The 17,691-nt window shown below is 36.4% G+C and carries 13 protein-coding genes; 12 read left to right on the plus strand and 1 reads right to left on the minus strand.

Features of this window, described 5'->3' with window-relative positions; all coding sequences use genetic code 11:
* Nucleotides 1–152 precede the first annotated feature (152 nt).
* From RT41_RS01525 to RT41_RS01535, 3 genes are all read left to right on the plus strand, one after another.
* Nucleotides 153–1,853, plus strand: a complete 1,701-nt coding sequence (locus RT41_RS01525) for a ribonuclease J (RefSeq protein ID WP_096816967.1) — start codon at nt 153–155, stop codon at nt 1,851–1,853.
* A gap of 52 nt (nt 1,854–1,905) precedes the next feature.
* Nucleotides 1,906–2,721, plus strand: coding sequence for a leucine-rich repeat domain-containing protein (locus RT41_RS01530; RefSeq protein WP_054638899.1), 816 nt, complete (start codon nt 1,906–1,908; stop codon nt 2,719–2,721).
* Between the two features lie 390 nt (nt 2,722–3,111).
* Nucleotides 3,112–3,675, plus strand: a complete 564-nt coding sequence (locus RT41_RS01535) for a hypothetical protein (protein ID WP_054638897.1) — start codon at nt 3,112–3,114, stop codon at nt 3,673–3,675.
* A 178-nt stretch (nt 3,676–3,853) separates the two neighbouring features.
* Here RT41_RS01535 and RT41_RS01540 read toward each other — a convergent pair whose 3' ends face one another.
* Nucleotides 3,854–4,879, minus strand: coding sequence for a LacI family DNA-binding transcriptional regulator (locus RT41_RS01540; protein ID WP_054638896.1), 1,026 nt, complete (start codon nt 4,877–4,879; stop codon nt 3,854–3,856).
* Between the two features lie 253 nt (nt 4,880–5,132).
* Here RT41_RS01540 and RT41_RS01545 point away from each other — a divergent pair, with 253 nt between their 5' ends.
* From RT41_RS01545 to ffh, 9 genes are all read left to right on the plus strand, one after another.
* Nucleotides 5,133–6,539 (plus strand): L-fucose/L-arabinose isomerase family protein, encoded by a 1,407-nt coding sequence (locus RT41_RS01545; protein ID WP_096816968.1) that lies wholly within the window; start codon nt 5,133–5,135, stop codon nt 6,537–6,539.
* 1 nt (nt 6,540) lies between these two features.
* Nucleotides 6,541–7,371, plus strand: coding sequence for a transketolase (locus tag RT41_RS01550; protein WP_096816969.1), 831 nt, complete (start codon nt 6,541–6,543; stop codon nt 7,369–7,371).
* Nucleotides 7,364–8,281, plus strand: a complete 918-nt coding sequence (locus RT41_RS01555) for a transketolase family protein (RefSeq protein WP_096816970.1) — start codon at nt 7,364–7,366, stop codon at nt 8,279–8,281. Before RT41_RS01550 ends, RT41_RS01555 begins: the two co-directional genes overlap by 8 nt.
* Nucleotides 8,282–8,306: 25 nt before the next feature.
* A complete protein-coding gene (locus RT41_RS01560; RefSeq protein ID WP_054638895.1) occupies nt 8,307–9,728 on the plus strand; it encodes an FGGY-family carbohydrate kinase in 1,422 nt (473 codons plus the stop codon).
* Nucleotides 9,725–9,925, plus strand: coding sequence for a nucleoside hydrolase-like domain-containing protein (locus RT41_RS01565; protein WP_219524930.1), 201 nt, complete (start codon nt 9,725–9,727; stop codon nt 9,923–9,925). The genes RT41_RS01560 and RT41_RS01565 overlap by 4 nt, the downstream gene beginning before the upstream one ends.
* A 27-nt stretch (nt 9,926–9,952) precedes the next feature.
* Nucleotides 9,953–11,845, plus strand: coding sequence for a beta-glucoside-specific PTS transporter subunit IIABC (locus RT41_RS01570; protein WP_054638894.1), 1,893 nt, complete (start codon nt 9,953–9,955; stop codon nt 11,843–11,845).
* 54 nt (nt 11,846–11,899) lie between these two features.
* Complete coding sequence (locus RT41_RS01575; RefSeq protein ID WP_096816971.1) at nt 11,900–13,180, plus strand: glycoside hydrolase family 140 protein; 1,281 nt, start codon at nt 11,900–11,902, stop codon at nt 13,178–13,180.
* 12 nt (nt 13,181–13,192) lie between these two features.
* Nucleotides 13,193–15,661 carry a phosphoketolase family protein gene (locus RT41_RS01580; RefSeq protein WP_054638891.1) on the plus strand — a complete coding sequence of 823 codons (2,469 nt, stop codon included), beginning with the start codon at nt 13,193–13,195 and terminating at the stop codon, nt 15,659–15,661.
* A gap of 404 nt (nt 15,662–16,065) precedes the next feature.
* Nucleotides 16,066–17,619 (plus strand): signal recognition particle protein, encoded by a 1,554-nt coding sequence (gene ffh / locus RT41_RS01585; protein ID WP_054638890.1) that lies wholly within the window; start codon nt 16,066–16,068, stop codon nt 17,617–17,619.
* The last annotated feature ends 72 nt before the right edge of the window (nt 17,620–17,691 follow it).

Raw genomic sequence — 17,691 nt, forward strand, 5'->3', positions numbered from 1 at the left:
GCCCTTTTTAATTTGAAAATTTTAGCTTGTGAACCACTTGAACAATTTTGAAAGTGGAGGAGACACAACAGAAAATTTTAAAAAAAATTAAACGGTAAGTAAGTTCTTATTTACGCGGTTTTACTATTTGAAAAAAGAAAGAAAGGCTTTTTATGGCTGATATTAAAATTACACCAATTGGCGGCGTTCGCGAATTTGGTAAAAATATGTATTTGGTTGATGTGAACGACCAAATTTTTGTACTGGATGCAGGTTTGAAATATGCAGAAATGGGGATGTTAGGTGTTGACTTTGTCATCCCTGATATTTCATATCTTATCGAAAATGCAGATCGTGTAGCAGGGATTTTCTTGACCCATGGACACGCCGATTCAATTGGCGCACTCCCATACATCGTTTCTGAATTGAAAATCCCTGTATTTGCTAGTCAATTGACGATCGAGTTAGCAAGAATCAATGTAAAAAACTATGAAGGTTCACGTAAATTCAATGATTTTCACGTGGTGGATGAGAATACTGAAATTGATTTTGGAAATGCAGTGGTTTCGTTCTTCACCACAACGCATACCATTCCTGATAGTTTAGGTGTTGTAATTTCTACTAAAGCTGGAAATGTGGTCTACACAGGTGATTTCCGTTTTGATCCTGCAGTTGCTCCAGGCTATCGGACCAACATGCGACGTTTGGCTGAAATTGGAAATAATGGCGTTCTCGCCTTACTTTCATCATCTCCAAATGCATTATCAACTGTTCAATCAGCAAGTGAACACCAAATCTATGAAAAAATATTCGACTACATCGATGATGCAAGTGGTCGCGTTATTATTGCTTGTAACGCCGGGAACTTAGGCCGTATTCAACAAGTACTTGACGCAGCAATTAAAATTGGTCGCCGTGTTGCCTTTACAGGTGAAGACATGGATCAAATTATTGAAACAGCAAGACGTCTTAAAAAATTGAATATCATTGACCCAAAAGCCATTATTAAGCCATCCGAAATAAAAAAATATGCAGATGATGAACTTGTCATTTTGGAAACAGGACGGATGGGAGAACCGTTAAAGATTTTGGGTGATATGGCTCACCGCCGTCACAAATTCGTCCAAATCAAAGAAGGCGATTTAATCTTGTCAGTTACAAGTCCATCGGTCTCTTATGAAACCATGATTGCAAGAATTGAAAATGACGTTTACAAAGCAGGTGGTGTCATGAAAATGTTGGCTTCTGATTTAACAATTTCAGGACATGCCAATGCTCGTGATTTGCAATTCTTAATTGACATCTTACGTCCGAAAAATCTTATTCCAATTCAAGGGGAGTATCGGGAATTACGTGCTCATGCAGAATTGGCAATGGATATGGGAATTCTCCCAGAACACATTTTTATCGCAAAACGAGGAGAATCAGTTGAGTTTGAAGGCGATGAAATGGTACCAGCAGAAGTTGTGCCAGCAGAAAATGTCATGATTGATGGCTCAGGAGTTGGTGATATCGGTTCAGTTGTTTTGCGTGACCGTAAGGTCTTGTCTGAAGACGGGATTTTCATTGCCGTCATTACAATATCTAAACATGACAAAAAAATTGTATCCAAGAGTCGTGTCCATACGCGCGGATTTGTATACGTTAAAACATCGCGGGATCTCATGCGTGAATCTAGCGAATTAGTCAACGTAACAGTCGAAAAGTATTTGGCTGGAAAAGATTTCGAATGGGCTGAACTGAAAGGGAACATTCGGGATGCCCTTGGTAAATTCTTATATGACCAAACTCATCGTAAACCAGTGATTTTACCAGTCGTGATGGAAGCACGTAATCCTCAAGATTTGCGCAAATATCATAATAAAAATAAATAAAATGTGACAAATCCTTTTAATTTTCGTATAGAAAATTAGGAGGATTTTTTTTATGCACAAGAAATGGCCCTGCCAAATTTTAATTGGGCTGTCCTTAATGACAGTTACTCTACAACCGACGCTTTTGAGCAGTCATACATTTTTGACAGCTCTGACCGCTCAAGCGGCAACAATATATAGCACTGTATCTGATTATCAAAAGATCACTTACACGATTGACCATTCTAAAAATACGGCATCAGTAAGTTCCTATTTTGGACCAAGTGGTGCTCAAATCATCATCCCAGCGACCATCAACGAAAATGAAAATAGATATCCAGTAATCGAAATTGGGACATCGGCTTTTCTTAATTCTGGTATATCAAGTGTGGTCATTGGTGATAATGTTACAGCCATCAACACATCCGCCTTTCAAACGACAACAAATGCTCCTAATTTTTATAAATCGGCATTGAAGGAAGTTCAATTTGGAATAAATGTTCAAAGTATAAAAACGGATGCTTTTGCAGGTAACGCTTTGAGAGAGGTTCAATTTCCATCCGCTTTGACAAGAATAGGAACGCGAGCCTTTGCAAATAATTTTTTGAAGCAAGTAAATTTTGAGGTAAACCTACAAGAAATTTGTGCTAAAGCATTCCAATCTAATACACTGGAAAGCATCTATTTTTCGGATGAAGCCAATACGTTGATCGATTCAATGGCTTTTTCAGGGAGTCCTATTAAAGATATTCATTTAGGACAAGGGGTGACTTGGGTGGATGACGCGATCAATAAAATAAGCCCTTTATTTACCCAACTCAGTGATCTTCCATCGTCAGGAATACGAACCATTTATCGAAGGGATGATGGTACGATTTTCAAAAGTTGAATTTCCAGTATTATCACAATCGAAGATCCAGTCAATGAAGAAAATGATACTGAGCAAGGTTTAATCAATGAAAAGGAAAGTACAATTCATGAATCAATAAAGGAAGATGACAATTTAGAAGCAGGGGGAGAAACAAGTGATGATTTAGAATCAAGAGAAGTTTCTGCCATTGCAGATTTTGAAGATTCGACGAAAGTATTTAATGAATTTTCAAGGATAGAGAATGAGTGTGCAAACTTTTCTGGAACCGATTTTGACCCTATAACAAATAAAAATGATGAAAAATCTCCAGGGATTATTTTTTCTAGACCAATAGCTCAAGAAAGCAACGCTCAGCACTTCCTGATCAACCATTCAGACATTCTCAATCATATAAAAAATAGAATACCAATGACTAATGTAAAGTTATCACCGACTTTTCCAAAAAACAAGATGCTTGAAGTCCCTATTCAGGAGCAAGTAAAGAGAATAAATTCCGAGATTCAAGAAAAACCTGTGAGAAAAAAATATAATGAAAGTTTTCATTCCGATGATATTGTAAAACCAACGCCACACAAAACGATCCCTTCAGACCATAAACTACAAGACCAAGTTTTGAAACCTCTCATTACAAATAATGTAAAGAAAAACAAGCAAAAATCAAAACTCAATTTAGAGTCGGAAACACGAAGGATCAATCGTTCAAAAAGTAAGAAACTTGACCAAAATCAAAAGGAATCAAGGCGAGCAAAAGGAATAAGTCCAAACCAGAAAGTAAGAGCTCGACCTAAAAAAACACAAAAAGATGTAATGTCAAATGAAATTAACAAAGCGAAAGCTCAAACAGAACAAAGTAAAATACCTCGGAAAAAAACATTCTTCAATAAAATAAAAGCTGTTATAAAAATCTTGTTAGCGACATGTTTTGGTATTGTCTTGTCGAGATTTTTGGGTTGGAGTCAAAAGTGGTCATAGATAGGTTTATTATTTTCTGACATTTATAGGAAAATGAGAGAAAAAATAATAGTGCTAACTCAAACTGTTTCATCTAATTTTTATTCAAAAATGAGGTAAATCTAAAAATCAAAGAACCAGTCATTATATATGGCTGGTCTTTGTTCATTACAATAAAATTGGAATCTAAATATTAATCTTATCTTATATTTTTAACGGAATTGCGTATAACAAGTTTAGGGTTTAAAAATATTTGCTGTCGGGTAGTTAGCGGTTCGGTGATACCATTTAAGATAAGTCTAATAGTTTCCGTGGCTATTTCCCGTAATGGGACATGGACTGTTGTAAGTTGTGGCGAAGCAAAACGACTTTCAACAATATCATCGAAGCCAATTACAGAAATATCGTCGGGAACACTTATCCCATTGTTTTGAAGAGATTGGATTAAGTTAAGTGCCATATAATCATTCTCACAAAAGATAGCTGTAACTGACTTGGCAAAATTAAGCAATGATTCAATATGTCTTTCGTCGGACTGAGAAAATTGCATGCCTTTCATATGAAAAATTGGGAGCTTGTTAGGATTAATATTATTTTCAATCAAAGCTGATTTAAATCCACGTCGACGATCAAAAAAATTATTGATTCTTGGTTGACCTTTAATGTACCCAATATTATGATGTCCCATCTCTAATAAATATTGGGTAGTAATATAACCTCCTAAATAATTATTCATTGTGACAGTGGTACAGTCAACCCCACTACTTTCCGAATCAATAATAATTAAATTATCAAAATACGTACTTAAAGGGAGTAATTGTGTAGAAGTTAAATTGGTTCCCAGTAAAATAATCCCAGCTGACTTTTCCTCATTCTCAATTTCTTTTAGTGATTGAAATAGTGTTTCTTTTGGAAAAATACTCATGATTAACGATAGATTTTTACAACTTGCCTCTGAAGTTAATAAAGAAATGAGCTCATTAAAAAATGGCTGTTCAAATTTGGTTAATATAACGTCATCATTCGTGCCGGCTACAAATCGTATTTTTAGTTTGCTTTTATTTGTAGACTTATTGGGGTGTCTGAGACGAACATAGTTTGACTCATTCATAATCTTTAAAATTTCTTCCCGTTTGGAATCACTTACTCCAGGTTTCCCATTTAACACTAACGATGCAGTTGTTTTTGAAACATTGGCTTTTGAGGCAATTTCAGATAACTTCATGTGTGCTCCCCCCTTTATTGATAAGATAACATACTCTTATAAAATAATCAATCAAAAGTTCATTAAGTTTACTAAACAATACTTGTGTAAAATTGTAAATTGCTGTAAATTTCATATAAAAATAACGAAATTATAGATTTTATATGGTTTACTAAACTAAAATAAATTATTCGAATATTCATCTTTTTTTTATTGAACCCAAAATAATAATTGATTATAATCTAGATATCAATAAAAAGAAAGCGGTTATATCATGGATGAAATAAAAATTGGGTTTGCTCCTACACGTAGAAATCTTTTTAGTGCAGAAGCGGCAATCGAATATGCGGATTTAACAAGGCAAAAATTAACTGATTTAAAAATCAATTATATTGATATTAAAGATATCAATTCAGAAGGTTTAATCTTTGACGATTTCAGTGTTGAAAAAACGGCGGAAAAATTTAGAGCTGCTAAGGTTGATGGACTATTTATTGCAAATGAAAATTTTGGAACGGAATACGCAGTAGCTCGACTAGCAAAAAAATTAAATGTACCAGTTTTATTATGGGGACCAAAAGATGAGTGTCCTGCTTCAGATGGCTCACGTCTCCGTGATACGCAATGTGGTTTGTTTGCAATTGGAAAAGTACTTCGTCGATTTAAAGTAAAATTTACTTACTTACAAAACTGTGATATTGATACGCCTCAATTTGAACGTGGTCTATTAGATTTTATAAGAGTTTGCAATGTGGTTAAAACATTTAGAAATACAAGGATATTACAAGTAGGACCTCGTCCATTTGATTTTTGGTCAGTTATGGTGAATGAAGGTGAGCTTCTTGAAAAATTTAATATTCAGTTGTCACCAGTCCCAATTGGAGAAATATCTAATGAAATTAAACGTGTACTAGCAGAAGAACAAGAGAAAGTTCAATACACAGTCAATTGGTTTTCTCAGAATACTGATATTCAAATCGACGATAAAGATTTAGTTATGATTGCTGCACTAAAAGTCGCATTAAAAAATAAAGTTGAGTATTATGGTTGTAATGCAGGAGTTATTCAATGTTGGACAGAACTACAAAAAGAAATAGGAATTTTACCTTATGCATCTTTATCATTACTTCAAAATGAAGGGATTCCGTTTACCTGTGAAACTGATATTCATGGAGCAATTTCAGAATTACTTGTTGAAGCAGCAAATTTAGGACAAGATAAAGCAATCTTTGCGGATGTTAATTGTCGTCACCCTGAAAATCCCAATGCCGAGTTACTTCAACATCTGGGAGTATTTGCTTATTCTACATCCGATGCTAAACCAATTTTACCTAAACGCCATTTTGTCTTTGATTATCCAGGTTCAGTCGCTTTTGAAGCAAAAAAAGGAGAATATACGATATGTCGTTTTGACGGTGATGACGGACAATATTCACTCTTAATGGGAACAGGTAACGCAGTAGAGGGGCCATATAATCAAGGGACTTATCTCTATCTTGAGTTCGAAAATTTAAATCGTTTTGAATTTAAACTTGTTGAAGGGCCATATATTCATCACGTTGCTGCAATTCGTAAAAATGTCATTCCAATTCTGTACGAGGCCACTAAATATATTGGGATACAGCCAGACTTTTATGATCCGATTGAAGAAGATGTAAAAGCATACTTGAGGGGAGAATAGAATGTTGGAAAAAGATTTGAGAATAAAGGCTATTGAAATCCGTAAAAGTGTTCTACAAATGATTTTTCGATCAAAAACAGGTCATACAGGGTCTGATTTATCATGTACAGATATCTTGGTTGCCTTATATTATGGTGTGATGAATGTTAACCCACTCATGCCAGAGATGTATGGACGGGATCAATATGTTCAAAGTAAAGGTCATGCGGTCGAAGCACTTTGGGCAATTCTAGCGGACAAAGGCTTCATTGATAAAGAAGAACTAAAAACTTTTTCAAAATTCGGAACGCGACTGATAGGCCACCCCAATAATAAAGTTGAAGGGATAGAAATGAATACAGGATCGCTTGGTCATGGTCTTCCTGTTGCTGTTGGAATTGCATTAGCTGGAAAATTAGATCAATCAAATTACCAAACATTCACACTTTTAGGAGATGGAGAATTGGCTGAAGGATCTATATGGGAAGGTGCGATGGCCGCGGCACATTTTAAACTAGATAATTTGACTGCAATCATCGATCGAAATGGATTACAAATTTCAGGCCCGTCAGAAGGAGTAATGAGTGTCGAAGATTTAGCAGCAAAATGGACAGCTTTTGGGTGGGATGTCCATGAAGTGAATGGAAATGATGTTGGAGCTTTAGTAGAACTACTGAAGTCTCCCCATCTCAACAGTAAACCTAAAATGATAATTGCCAAAACTACCAAGGGAAAAGGTGTATCCTATATGGAAAATCAAGCCCAATGGCATCATAAGGTTCCAACTTTAGACCAGTATAATCAAGCAATGAGCGAATTAAATCAGAAGTTGGAGGAAATTATAAATGCCTGAAAAAAATAAAATCGCAAATAGCCAAGTTGTCTGTGATGTCCTTATTGAATCAGCCCAGAATGATAAAAATATTTTAGTTTTAACGAGTGATTCAAGAGGTTCTGGAAAATTAGTTCCTTTTGCTGAACAACTTCCAGAACAACTTGTCGAAGTTGGGATTGCTGAACAAAATTTGGTTAGTATTTCAGCTGGACTAGCTCACATGAGAAAAAGACCATTTGCAGTTTCTCCAGCTTGTTTTTTGAGCATGAGGAGTATTGAACAAGTTAAGGTAGATGTCGCCTACTCACATACTAATGTGAAATTAATTGGTATCTCTGGCGGAATAAGTTACGGTCCTTTGGGAATGAGTCATCATTCTGCTCAGGATTTTGCAGTAACAAGAGCAATACCCAATTTACAAGTCTTATGCCCAGCTGACCGATTTGAAACAAAGAAGATGTTTGAGGCCCTAGTAAAAACGAATGAACCAGCATATATTCGCTTAGGACGTGGTGCAGTAGAGGACTGCTATAGAGATGAAAATTTCAGTTTTGAAATTGGTAAAGCAAATGTGATGCGGAGTGGTGATGACATTACTTTTATTGCAGTTGGATCTATGGTCCACGAAGTACTATGTGCTAGCGAGCTATTAGAGAAAAAAGGGATTCATGCAGAAGTTTTAAATGTGAGTTCCTTAAAACCGCTAGATGAAGAAGCTATTTTACAAGCTTCAAAGAAAACAGGGTTAGTTATCTCAGTCGAAGAACATAGTATTCATAATGGATTGGGTGCTGCAGTTGCAGAAACCTTATCTGAAGAGGTTGGAATCCGGCAAAAAATACTTGGACTACCAGATGAATTACCAATGGCAGGTGAAAGCGACGAAGTATTGGAATATTATGGTTTATGTGGCTCATCATTAGCATAGTTGGCTGAGAAAATGGTTCAGGAAAATGGATGAAAATTATTTAATTATTGACCAAAGCACTTCAGCGACAAAACTATTGCTTGTAAAAAATGGGAAAATATTAAAGAGATTAGATAAGAAACATGAGCAATACTATCCCACAGAAGGTTGGGTTGAGCATGATCCATTAGAAATTTGGCAAAACTTCGAACACTTATTTCATAAATTATTGAATGAAGAAGGACTTGAACCAAAAGATATTCAGTCAATTTCTATTACAAACCAGAGAGAAACGATTATTGCATGGGACAAAATAACAGGAAAACCTGTTTGCAATGCTCTCGTTTGGCAAGATAATCGCAGCTCTCAAATTTGCCAGAATTTGATTCGATTAGGTTTACAGGAGAAGATTCATGAGAAAACAGGTTTATTGCTTGATCCCTATTTTTCTGGAACAAAAATTAAATGGCTTTTTGACAACGTTCTTGAAGTTGGGGAACTTTCTAAATCTGGAAATTTAGCACTTGGAACGGTTGACAGTTGGATAATTTGGAAAATGACTCAAGGTAAGATGTTCGTGACAGAGCCTAGCAATGCCTGTCGAACCTTACTTTATAACATTCATACAAATGAATGGGACCAAGAATTATTAAATATATTTGGACCCAACAGAGAAGATTTACCTCAAATTCATTCATCATCAGATTTTTTCGGAACTTATCATGGGATTCCTATTAAAGGAGTCATGGCAGATTCACAGGCTGCAAGTGTAGGGGAAAATGCAGTTGCAAAAGGCGATATTAAAATTACACTTGGAACAGGATGTTCCATCTTAATGATGACTGGAAATATTCACCAAGTGAACAATCAAGAAATTTTGACAACGATTGTAAACTCTGAAAAAAACGTTACAAATTATGCACTTGAAGGAATCATTCGATCTTGTGCTGATTCGATAAATTGGTTTAATGATTCAATTGCTCATTTTGATGATATTATCGAGCAATGTAATCAAATAATAAAAGGTGAACATCAAGAAATTTTATTTATTCCCGGATTAGTCGGCATTGCTGCCCCTTTTTGGAACAATACTGCGACAGGTGCATTCCTAAACCTTAGACGAAATTCTACACGTGATGATTTACTATATGCGATTTTAGAAAGCATCATTTTTCAAGTAAAAATGGTTTTAGATAAACTTGAGCAAGCCTCAGGACTGTCCATTAGGTCAATTCGTGTTGATGGTGGGGTGGCAAACAATAAGGCATTGATGCAGAAATTGTCAAACCTTTTGGGAAAAGATTTATATTTGAGCGAAGTTGAAGAATTATCTGCTCTTGGTGCGTTGGCTGTAGTCACGGGGGTTCCGTTTCAACAAGAATATCACCATGTTATTTCAAAATATGATGATGCAGAACTAAAAAGATATTTCAAGTGGAAAAATAAAATGCAGGAGGAATTCGAATGAATTCAGAAAAAATTAGAACAATTATCACTACGGATGGCGAAGTTGATGACCAAAATTCGTTTCTCAGATACTTACTATATAGTAATGAGTTTGATACCGAAGGAATTATTTTAACGAGCTCTGTCTATCACTATGCAGGGAATCCAGAAAAGCAGATTGAGCCATATCGTTATACAGGCACACATGGGGTAATGTAACAAATTTAAAATAGAATAGGAATTATTATGGAAAATAAAGATTTAGCTAAGACCATTCTTTTTAACATAGGTGGTAAAGAAAATGTGAATAGTTTGGTTCACTGTGCAACGCGACTACGATTCAAACTCAAGGATGAATCGAAGGCAAACACAGAGTTACTGAAAAATTTGGATGGTGTGATGACGGTGGTGCAATCTGGGGGGCAATATCAAGTTGTCATTGGTGACAAAGTGCCTTTAATTTACGACGAAATTGCTAAACGAATAGGTCTTTCACAAGAAAATGTAGAAAATTCGACTCCTGACAAAAATGAGAAAATATCTTCAAAACTAGTATCTATTTTATCGGGTCTATTTACACCTGTTCTTGGTTTGTTAGCCGCCTCTGGTATTTTAAAAGGAATTTTAGTTCTTTTGACAACGCTTGGCATTCTGAAAGTTACAGATGGAACTTATATTATACTTTATGCGGCAGCCGATGCATTCTTTTATTTCTTGCCTGTTGTTCTTGGATTTTCAGCTGGTAAAGTTTTCAAAGTTAATCAATATATTGGTGGAATGTTAGGAGCAGTGCTCGTTTACCCTACCCTTGTCACAGCTTTTACGACAAAAACTGCTTTAACTTTTCTACATATTCCCGTAATATTAATGAGTTATTCCTCATCCCTTTTACCAGCAGTTTTTGCGGTATTTGCACTGTCTTATTTGGATCGGTTTTTGAATAAAACAATTCCTGATTTACTCAAATTAATTTTTGTTCCATTACTAGAAATTGTTATTATGGTTCCATTGACACTGCTGGTGGTTGGACCAATATTTTCAGAAGTCGGTAAATTATTATCGAATATTTCAATGGCAATTTACGGATTTAGTCCTATGCTTGCTGGTTTCTTATTAGCTGGAATTTGGCAAATTGTAGTACTTTTTGGAATGCATTGGGCTTTTATTCCTATTTTTATAAATAATATCGCTGTTCATGGATTTGATCCAATCAATGCAATGCTTTACTGTACAGTATTTGGTCAGACAGGGGCAGCTCTTGCTGTGGCAATTAAAACGCGAAATCGCAAACAAAAAGAAGTGGCAACAGCCGCCACAATTTCAGGATTTTTAGGGATTACAGAGCCCATTATATACGGTGTTACTCTGCCACGAAAACGTCCATTCATTGCCGCCTCAATTGGTTCTGCCTTTGGTGGTGCAATTGCTGGGACGTTTGGTTCTAAAATGTTTGGAGGATTTGCGAGTGGTGGTGTTTTCGGCATCCCAATGTTCATTGATCCCAAACATGGAGTGACTGCTGGCTTTATTGGCTTTGTAAGTTCTCTTATTGTTGCTTTTGTAATTGCATTGATATTAACTTTTATAATTGATAAAGATCCTGTTGAAAAAGATAATATAAGCACTGTAATAGCTGAATCACCTAAAGCCGAGAATGTGACACCATTAACATTTAGGGAGGATGATGTAATTAAAAGTCCTGTGTCAGGGAAAGTGATTCCCCTTGAACAAATAGATGATGAAGTCTTCTCGAGCGGATCAATGGGAAAAGGAATTGCAGTAGAACTAACAAATGGGGAAATTTTATCGCCAGTTAATGGAATTGTAAAGACTTTATTTCCAACCAAGCATGCTATTGGTCTAATTTCTGACAATGGTGCAGAAGTTTTAATTCATGTTGGTATGAATACAGTAGATTTAAAGGGAAAAGGCTTTGACTCTTATGTTGTTCAAAATCAACATGTGTCAATTGGAGATCATCTCTTGACGGTGAACTTGGAGCTTATCAAGAAAGAAAATTTAAAAGTTACAACACCAATTATTATTACTAACACCCCAGATTATGGTAATATTGAGGTAAATTCAAGCGCATTGGTAAATGCTGGAGATACTTTACTAACATTAATTGCGAAGAAATAATTGGTATGCTGATTAATAATTTAGAACACATATTTTTAAAATAAAGGAAAATTTATGTCTAATATTACCATAAGTAAAAATAAAAGAACTTTATTGAAAGATAATAAACCATTTTTCTATCTTGCTGATACATGTTGGAGCGCCTTTACTAATATTGATGAGAAAGAGTGGATAAGTTACCTTTCTAGAAGGAAAAAACAAGGTTTTAACACAATTCAAATTAATGTGTTACCTCAATGGGATAGAAGTATCAACAATTTTCAGATTCTGCCTTTTTCAATCAAGGATGGGATTATTGATTTCGAAAAATTTGATGATCAGTACTTTTTACGAGCTAATAAACTATGTAGGATAGCCGATCAGATGGGGTTTACTTTAAGCTTGGTTCTTTTATGGGCAAATTATGTGAAGGGAACATGGGCGAGCGCTTTAGACAAGGAAAAAAATATTTTTCCAGAATATTTACTTGACAATTATTTTGATAAAGTTTTGAAGTATTTTGATGAGTTTAATCCGATCTATGTTATTGGAGGTGATACTGATTTTCCTACCTCAGAAACAATTCACACTTATCAGATTGCTTTTAGCTATTTTAAAAAATATTCACCCCAGACATTAAAAACAATTCATATTAAAGGACGTCTTGACGAAATCCCTGAAGTAATTATTGAAAGTTCAGATTTGTATTTTTATCAATCTGGTCATAACAATAGTTTTCCAGAAATGCCATTTTACCTTGCAACGAGTTTTTACATGAGATTTCCTCCTAAACCAATTATTAATTCAGAACCATGTTATGAACAAATGGGCTATTCAAGAAAGGTTTATGGCCGGTTCAAACAGTTTGATGTCCGAAAAGCTGCTTGGCAATCGCTTTTATCGGGTGCCTGTGCTGGAATAACATATGGAGCTCATGGAATCTGGAGTTGGCACGATTATACCTCAAGTTATAATGATGAAATTGGTGAAGCATTTGACCGTCCATTGACGTGGCAAGAAGCTCTTTCGTTACCTGGGGCTTTAGATTATTGCTTTCTGAAAAATCTTTTTAAAATCTTAAACGTCAATAATTTAGTTCCTAAAAATACTTTGTTAATAGATGGAGATGATTCAATACGCATTGCGTCAACTGAGGAGAATGACCTTTTTATTATTTATATTCCAAGTAGTACAGTCATTCAATTAGGAATTGATTTCTCTGAATACAGCTTTCAAATGCTCGATTTAGATGAAAAATTCTTTTACCAACCTGAAGTTAAGTTTAATAAGGGAGGTACAGAGCTATCGGTTATTGGTGTGAAACAGGATGCTCTGGTTATAGCGAGAAAAAACTGAGAGGAGATTAAGATGATAGATTATGATTCGAAAGCATATTTAGAGACGCTGGATAAATGGTGGCGTGCAGCTACATATATGGGGGCAGGGATGATTTTCTTGAAATCTAATCCGCTCTTTAGTGTGACAGATACACCGATTCAAAAGGAAGATTTAAAAGCTAATCCGATTGGACATTGGGGCACGGTTTCTGGACAACTTTTTCTCTATGCTCATGCTAATCGCATAATTAATAAATATCACCAGAAAATGTTTTATCTTGGTGGTCCTGGGCATGGAGGACAAGCAATGGTTGTACCTGCTTATCTCGACGGTTCTTACACCGAGGCCTATCCTGAAATTACACAAGATTTGGAGGGGATGGCAGCTCTTTACAAACGTTTCAGTTTTCCAGGTGGTATTGGCTCGCACATGACTGCCCAAACGCCAGGCTCAATTCATGAAGGTGGTGAATTGGGTTATACATTGAGTCATGCGATGGGCGCTGTTTTGGACCAGCCTGAACAAATTGCTTTTGCGGTTGTTGGTGATGGTGAAAGTGAAACTGGCCCATTGGCAACAAGTTGGCATTTAAACAAGTTCCTAAATCCGAAGAATGACGGGGCCGTTTTGCCAATTCTTGATTTGAACGGATTCAAAATTTCAAATCCAACGCTTTTAGCCAGAATGTCGGATGTTGACCTTCGTAAATATTTTGAAGGTTTAGGTTACAGTCCTCGATACATCGAAAATGAAGAGATTCATGACTACATGAGGTATCACGAGATTGCAGCTCAAGTTTTTGATCAAGCCATTGAGGACATCCACAACATCCAAAACGATGCTCGGGATAATGGGCGTTACCAGAATGGTGAAATTCCTGCTTGGCCAATTATCATCGCTCGATTGCCAAAAGGCTGGGGAGGTCCACGTTATAATGATTGGTCAGGGCCTAAATTTGATGGGAAAGGGATGCCGATTGAGCACAGTTTTCGTGCTCACCAAGTTCCAATGCCATTATCATCTACAAATATGGAAACACTACCTGAGTTTGTCGAATGGTTAAAATCATATCGACCAGAAGAAGCTTTTAATTCGGATGGAACAATTAAAGACGAAATTAAGGCCTTTTCTCCTAAAGGAGAGATGAGAATGGCCTCCAACCCAGTGACGAACGGTGGTATTGATGGGACGAATTTGATTCTACCAGATTGGAAGGTGTTCGCAAATCCGATCAGTGCTGACAACAGAGGAAGTTTGATGCCTGAAACGAATGACAATATGGATATGAATGTCTTGTCTAAATATTTTGCAGAAATTGTGAAACTTAATCCAACACGTTTCCGTTTATTTGGTCCTGATGAAACTATGTCTAATCGGTTCTGGGAAATGTTCAAAGTGACCAAGCGGCAATGGATGCAAGAAGTTGATATTCCTGATGACGAATTCATTGGACCAGAAGGTCGAATTATTGATAGTCAATTGTCTGAACACCAAGCTGAAGGTTGGCTTGAAGGGTACACTTTGACAGGACGTACAGGTGTCTTTGCCTCTTATGAAAGTTTCTTACGCGTCGTTGATTCGATGTTGACTCAACATTTCAAATGGATTCGTCAAGCAGCTGCACAAAAATGGCGTAAAGATTATCCTTCATTGAATGTGATTTCAACGTCAACGGTATTCCAGCAAGATCACAATGGCTATACCCACCAAGATCCAGGAATATTGACCCATTTGGCAGAAAAAAAATCTGATTTTATTCGTCAATATTTACCTGCGGATGCCAATACATTACTTGCGGTCTTTGACCGAGCATTCCAAGACCGTTCAAAAATCAATCATATCGTTGCTTCAAAACAGCCTCGCCAACAATGGTTTACTGTTGAAGAAGCATCAAAACTTGCCACTGAAGGGTTAGCGACCATTGATTGGGCGTCGACAGCTAAAAGTGGGGAAGATGTTGATTTAGTTTTTGCCTCTGCTGGGTCCGAGCCCACAATCGAAACTTTGGCAGCGATTAACTTGATCAATGATATTTTCCCAGCCGTTCGCTTCCGGTACGTCAATGTGGTAGAAATTGGTCGTTTGCAGAAGAAACAAGGAAAACTCAATCAAAAACGGGAACTGAGTGACAATGAGTTCCAATCCTTCTTTGGTTCAACAGAAACTCCTGTGATCTTTGGTTTCCATGGTTATGAAGATTTGATTGAATCCATTTTCTATCAAAGAGCACATCAAGGACTTCATGTTCATGGATATCGAGAAGATGGCGATATCACAACCACATATGACATGCGTGTTTATTCAGAGATGGATCGTTTCCACCAAGCAATCGATGCTGTAGAAATTCTTAAGAAAAACAAAGTTGTCAATGAAGCTTTAGCCGTTGCATTCGTTGACTCCATGCATCGGATATTAGAAAAGCACTTCAAAGTCACACGGAATGATGGAGTAGATATTCCTGAATTTACGGATTGGTCTTGGAAGGAACTAAAGAAATAATCAAAAAATGAGTTGTTTGTCAGGCAGAATCGTTTGGTTCTGCTTTTCTAGTTCCATCAATATGTTCTAATATCGTACTTTAATATGGTAAAATATTGGCATTATGAATTTTATGATTAAGGGCGCATTTTTAATCGAAAAATGTTAAAATAGCAGTAATGGTTTTTCGTTCATTCATTGAAATCAAAATATTTGTTTTTCTTTTTTATTACTTGGAAATAGTTAGCATTTCGTTAATTTGTCTATCTTGACGCTCTGTAATGATGAAGAAAAGGCATGGATATAAAACGCTGAATGAATCTGTAGAAACTGACCTAATGGAAATTAGATTCTATAAAAGTAGTCAAATCTGAAATATAGTGACATCAAAAATAAATAAATAGTTAGAAAAAGGATAAAATAATATGGCATTTGAAAATCTAACAGAACGTCTGCAAGGTGTTTTCAAAAATTTACGCGGTAAGAAAAAAATATCAGAAAATGATGTTTTAGAAATTACGAAAGAAATCCGAATTGCTTTACTTGAGGCTGACGTTGCTTTGCCTGTTGTTAAAAAATTCATTCGCAATATTCGTGAACGAGCAATTGGAACAGAAGTATCTGAAGCATTGAATCCAGCCCAACAAGTGATATCAATCGTTAATGAAGAATTGACAAAAATTCTAGGCGGTGGTGAGGCTGAACTTCTCAAATCCCCACACATTCCGACGATTATCATGATGGTGGGGCTTCAAGGTGCTGGTAAAACGACATTTGCTGGTAAATTAGCTAAGAAACTTAAAGAAGAGCAAAATGCCAGACCTTTAATGATTGCAGCAGACGTTTACCGTCCTGCTGCGGTTGAACAATTAAAAACGCTTGGGGCGCAGCTTGATATTCCTGTCTATGATGAGGGCACAAGTGAAAGTCCAGTAAATATCGTAAAACGTGGACTCGAAAAAGCACAGGAAGATCGAAAAGACTATGTCTTGATTGATACGGCTGGTCGTCTTGAAATTGATGACAAATTAATGAACGAGCTCCAAGAGATCAAAGCACTTGCAAATCCAACTGAAATATTGTTGGTGGTTGATGCAATGACTGGTCAGGTTGCAGCACAGGTCGCAAAAACATTTGATGAGAAATTGGACATTACTGGTGTCATCATTACAAAACTTGATGGGGATACACGTGGTGGTGCTGCGCTTTCTATTCGTGAAATAACAGGGAAACCAATCAAATTCACTGGGACGGGTGAAAAATTAACTGACCTTGAAGTCTTTTACCCTGATCGTATGTCAAGTCGTATCCTTGGGATGGGCGATGTGTTGACCTTGATTGAAAAAGCGCAAGCGCAATTCGACGAAGAACAATCTGCTAAATTGGCTGAAAAAATGGCCGAAAATCGTTTTGATTATGAAGACTTTGTTGAACAACTTGATCAAGTTCAATCGATGGGACCAATGGAAGACATTATGAAAATGATTCCAGGAATGTCACAAATGCCTGGAATTGATAAAGTAAAAGTAGATCCCAAAGATGTCGCACGTAAGCGAGCAATTGTTTTGTCAATGACACCAGCAGAACGTCATTTGGAAGTCGAATTATCCCCTGCTCGTCGCCGGCGTCTTGCGACTGGTTCAGGAAATAGCTTTATTGAAGTAAATAAATTCATCAAACAGTTTAATCAATCAAAAGACATGATGCAAGGCATTATGAATGGTGATATGAATGCCATGATGTCAAAAATGATGGGTGGTCAGGGAATGCCAAATATGCCTAAAGGAATGGGCGGAATGAATGGGATGCCTGATATGTCACAATTTGGAGATCTATCATCAATGATGGGCCAAGGTGGACAACCTGACATGAGCGCCATGTTTGGTGGCGGACTTAAAGGGAAAGCATCAGAATTTGCGATGAAACAAGCAATGAAGCGTGCGCAAAAGAAAATGAAAAAAGGCAAGAAGAAGAAATGATATGAAAAAGCACAATGGTGCTTTTTTTAAATCAAATGGTTGACATTTTTAAAGTAACAACTTATACTATAA

It is taken from the genome of Lactococcus fujiensis JCM 16395, assembly GCF_002441655.1.
GTDB lineage: Bacteria > Bacillota > Bacilli > Lactobacillales > Streptococcaceae > Lactococcus > Lactococcus fujiensis.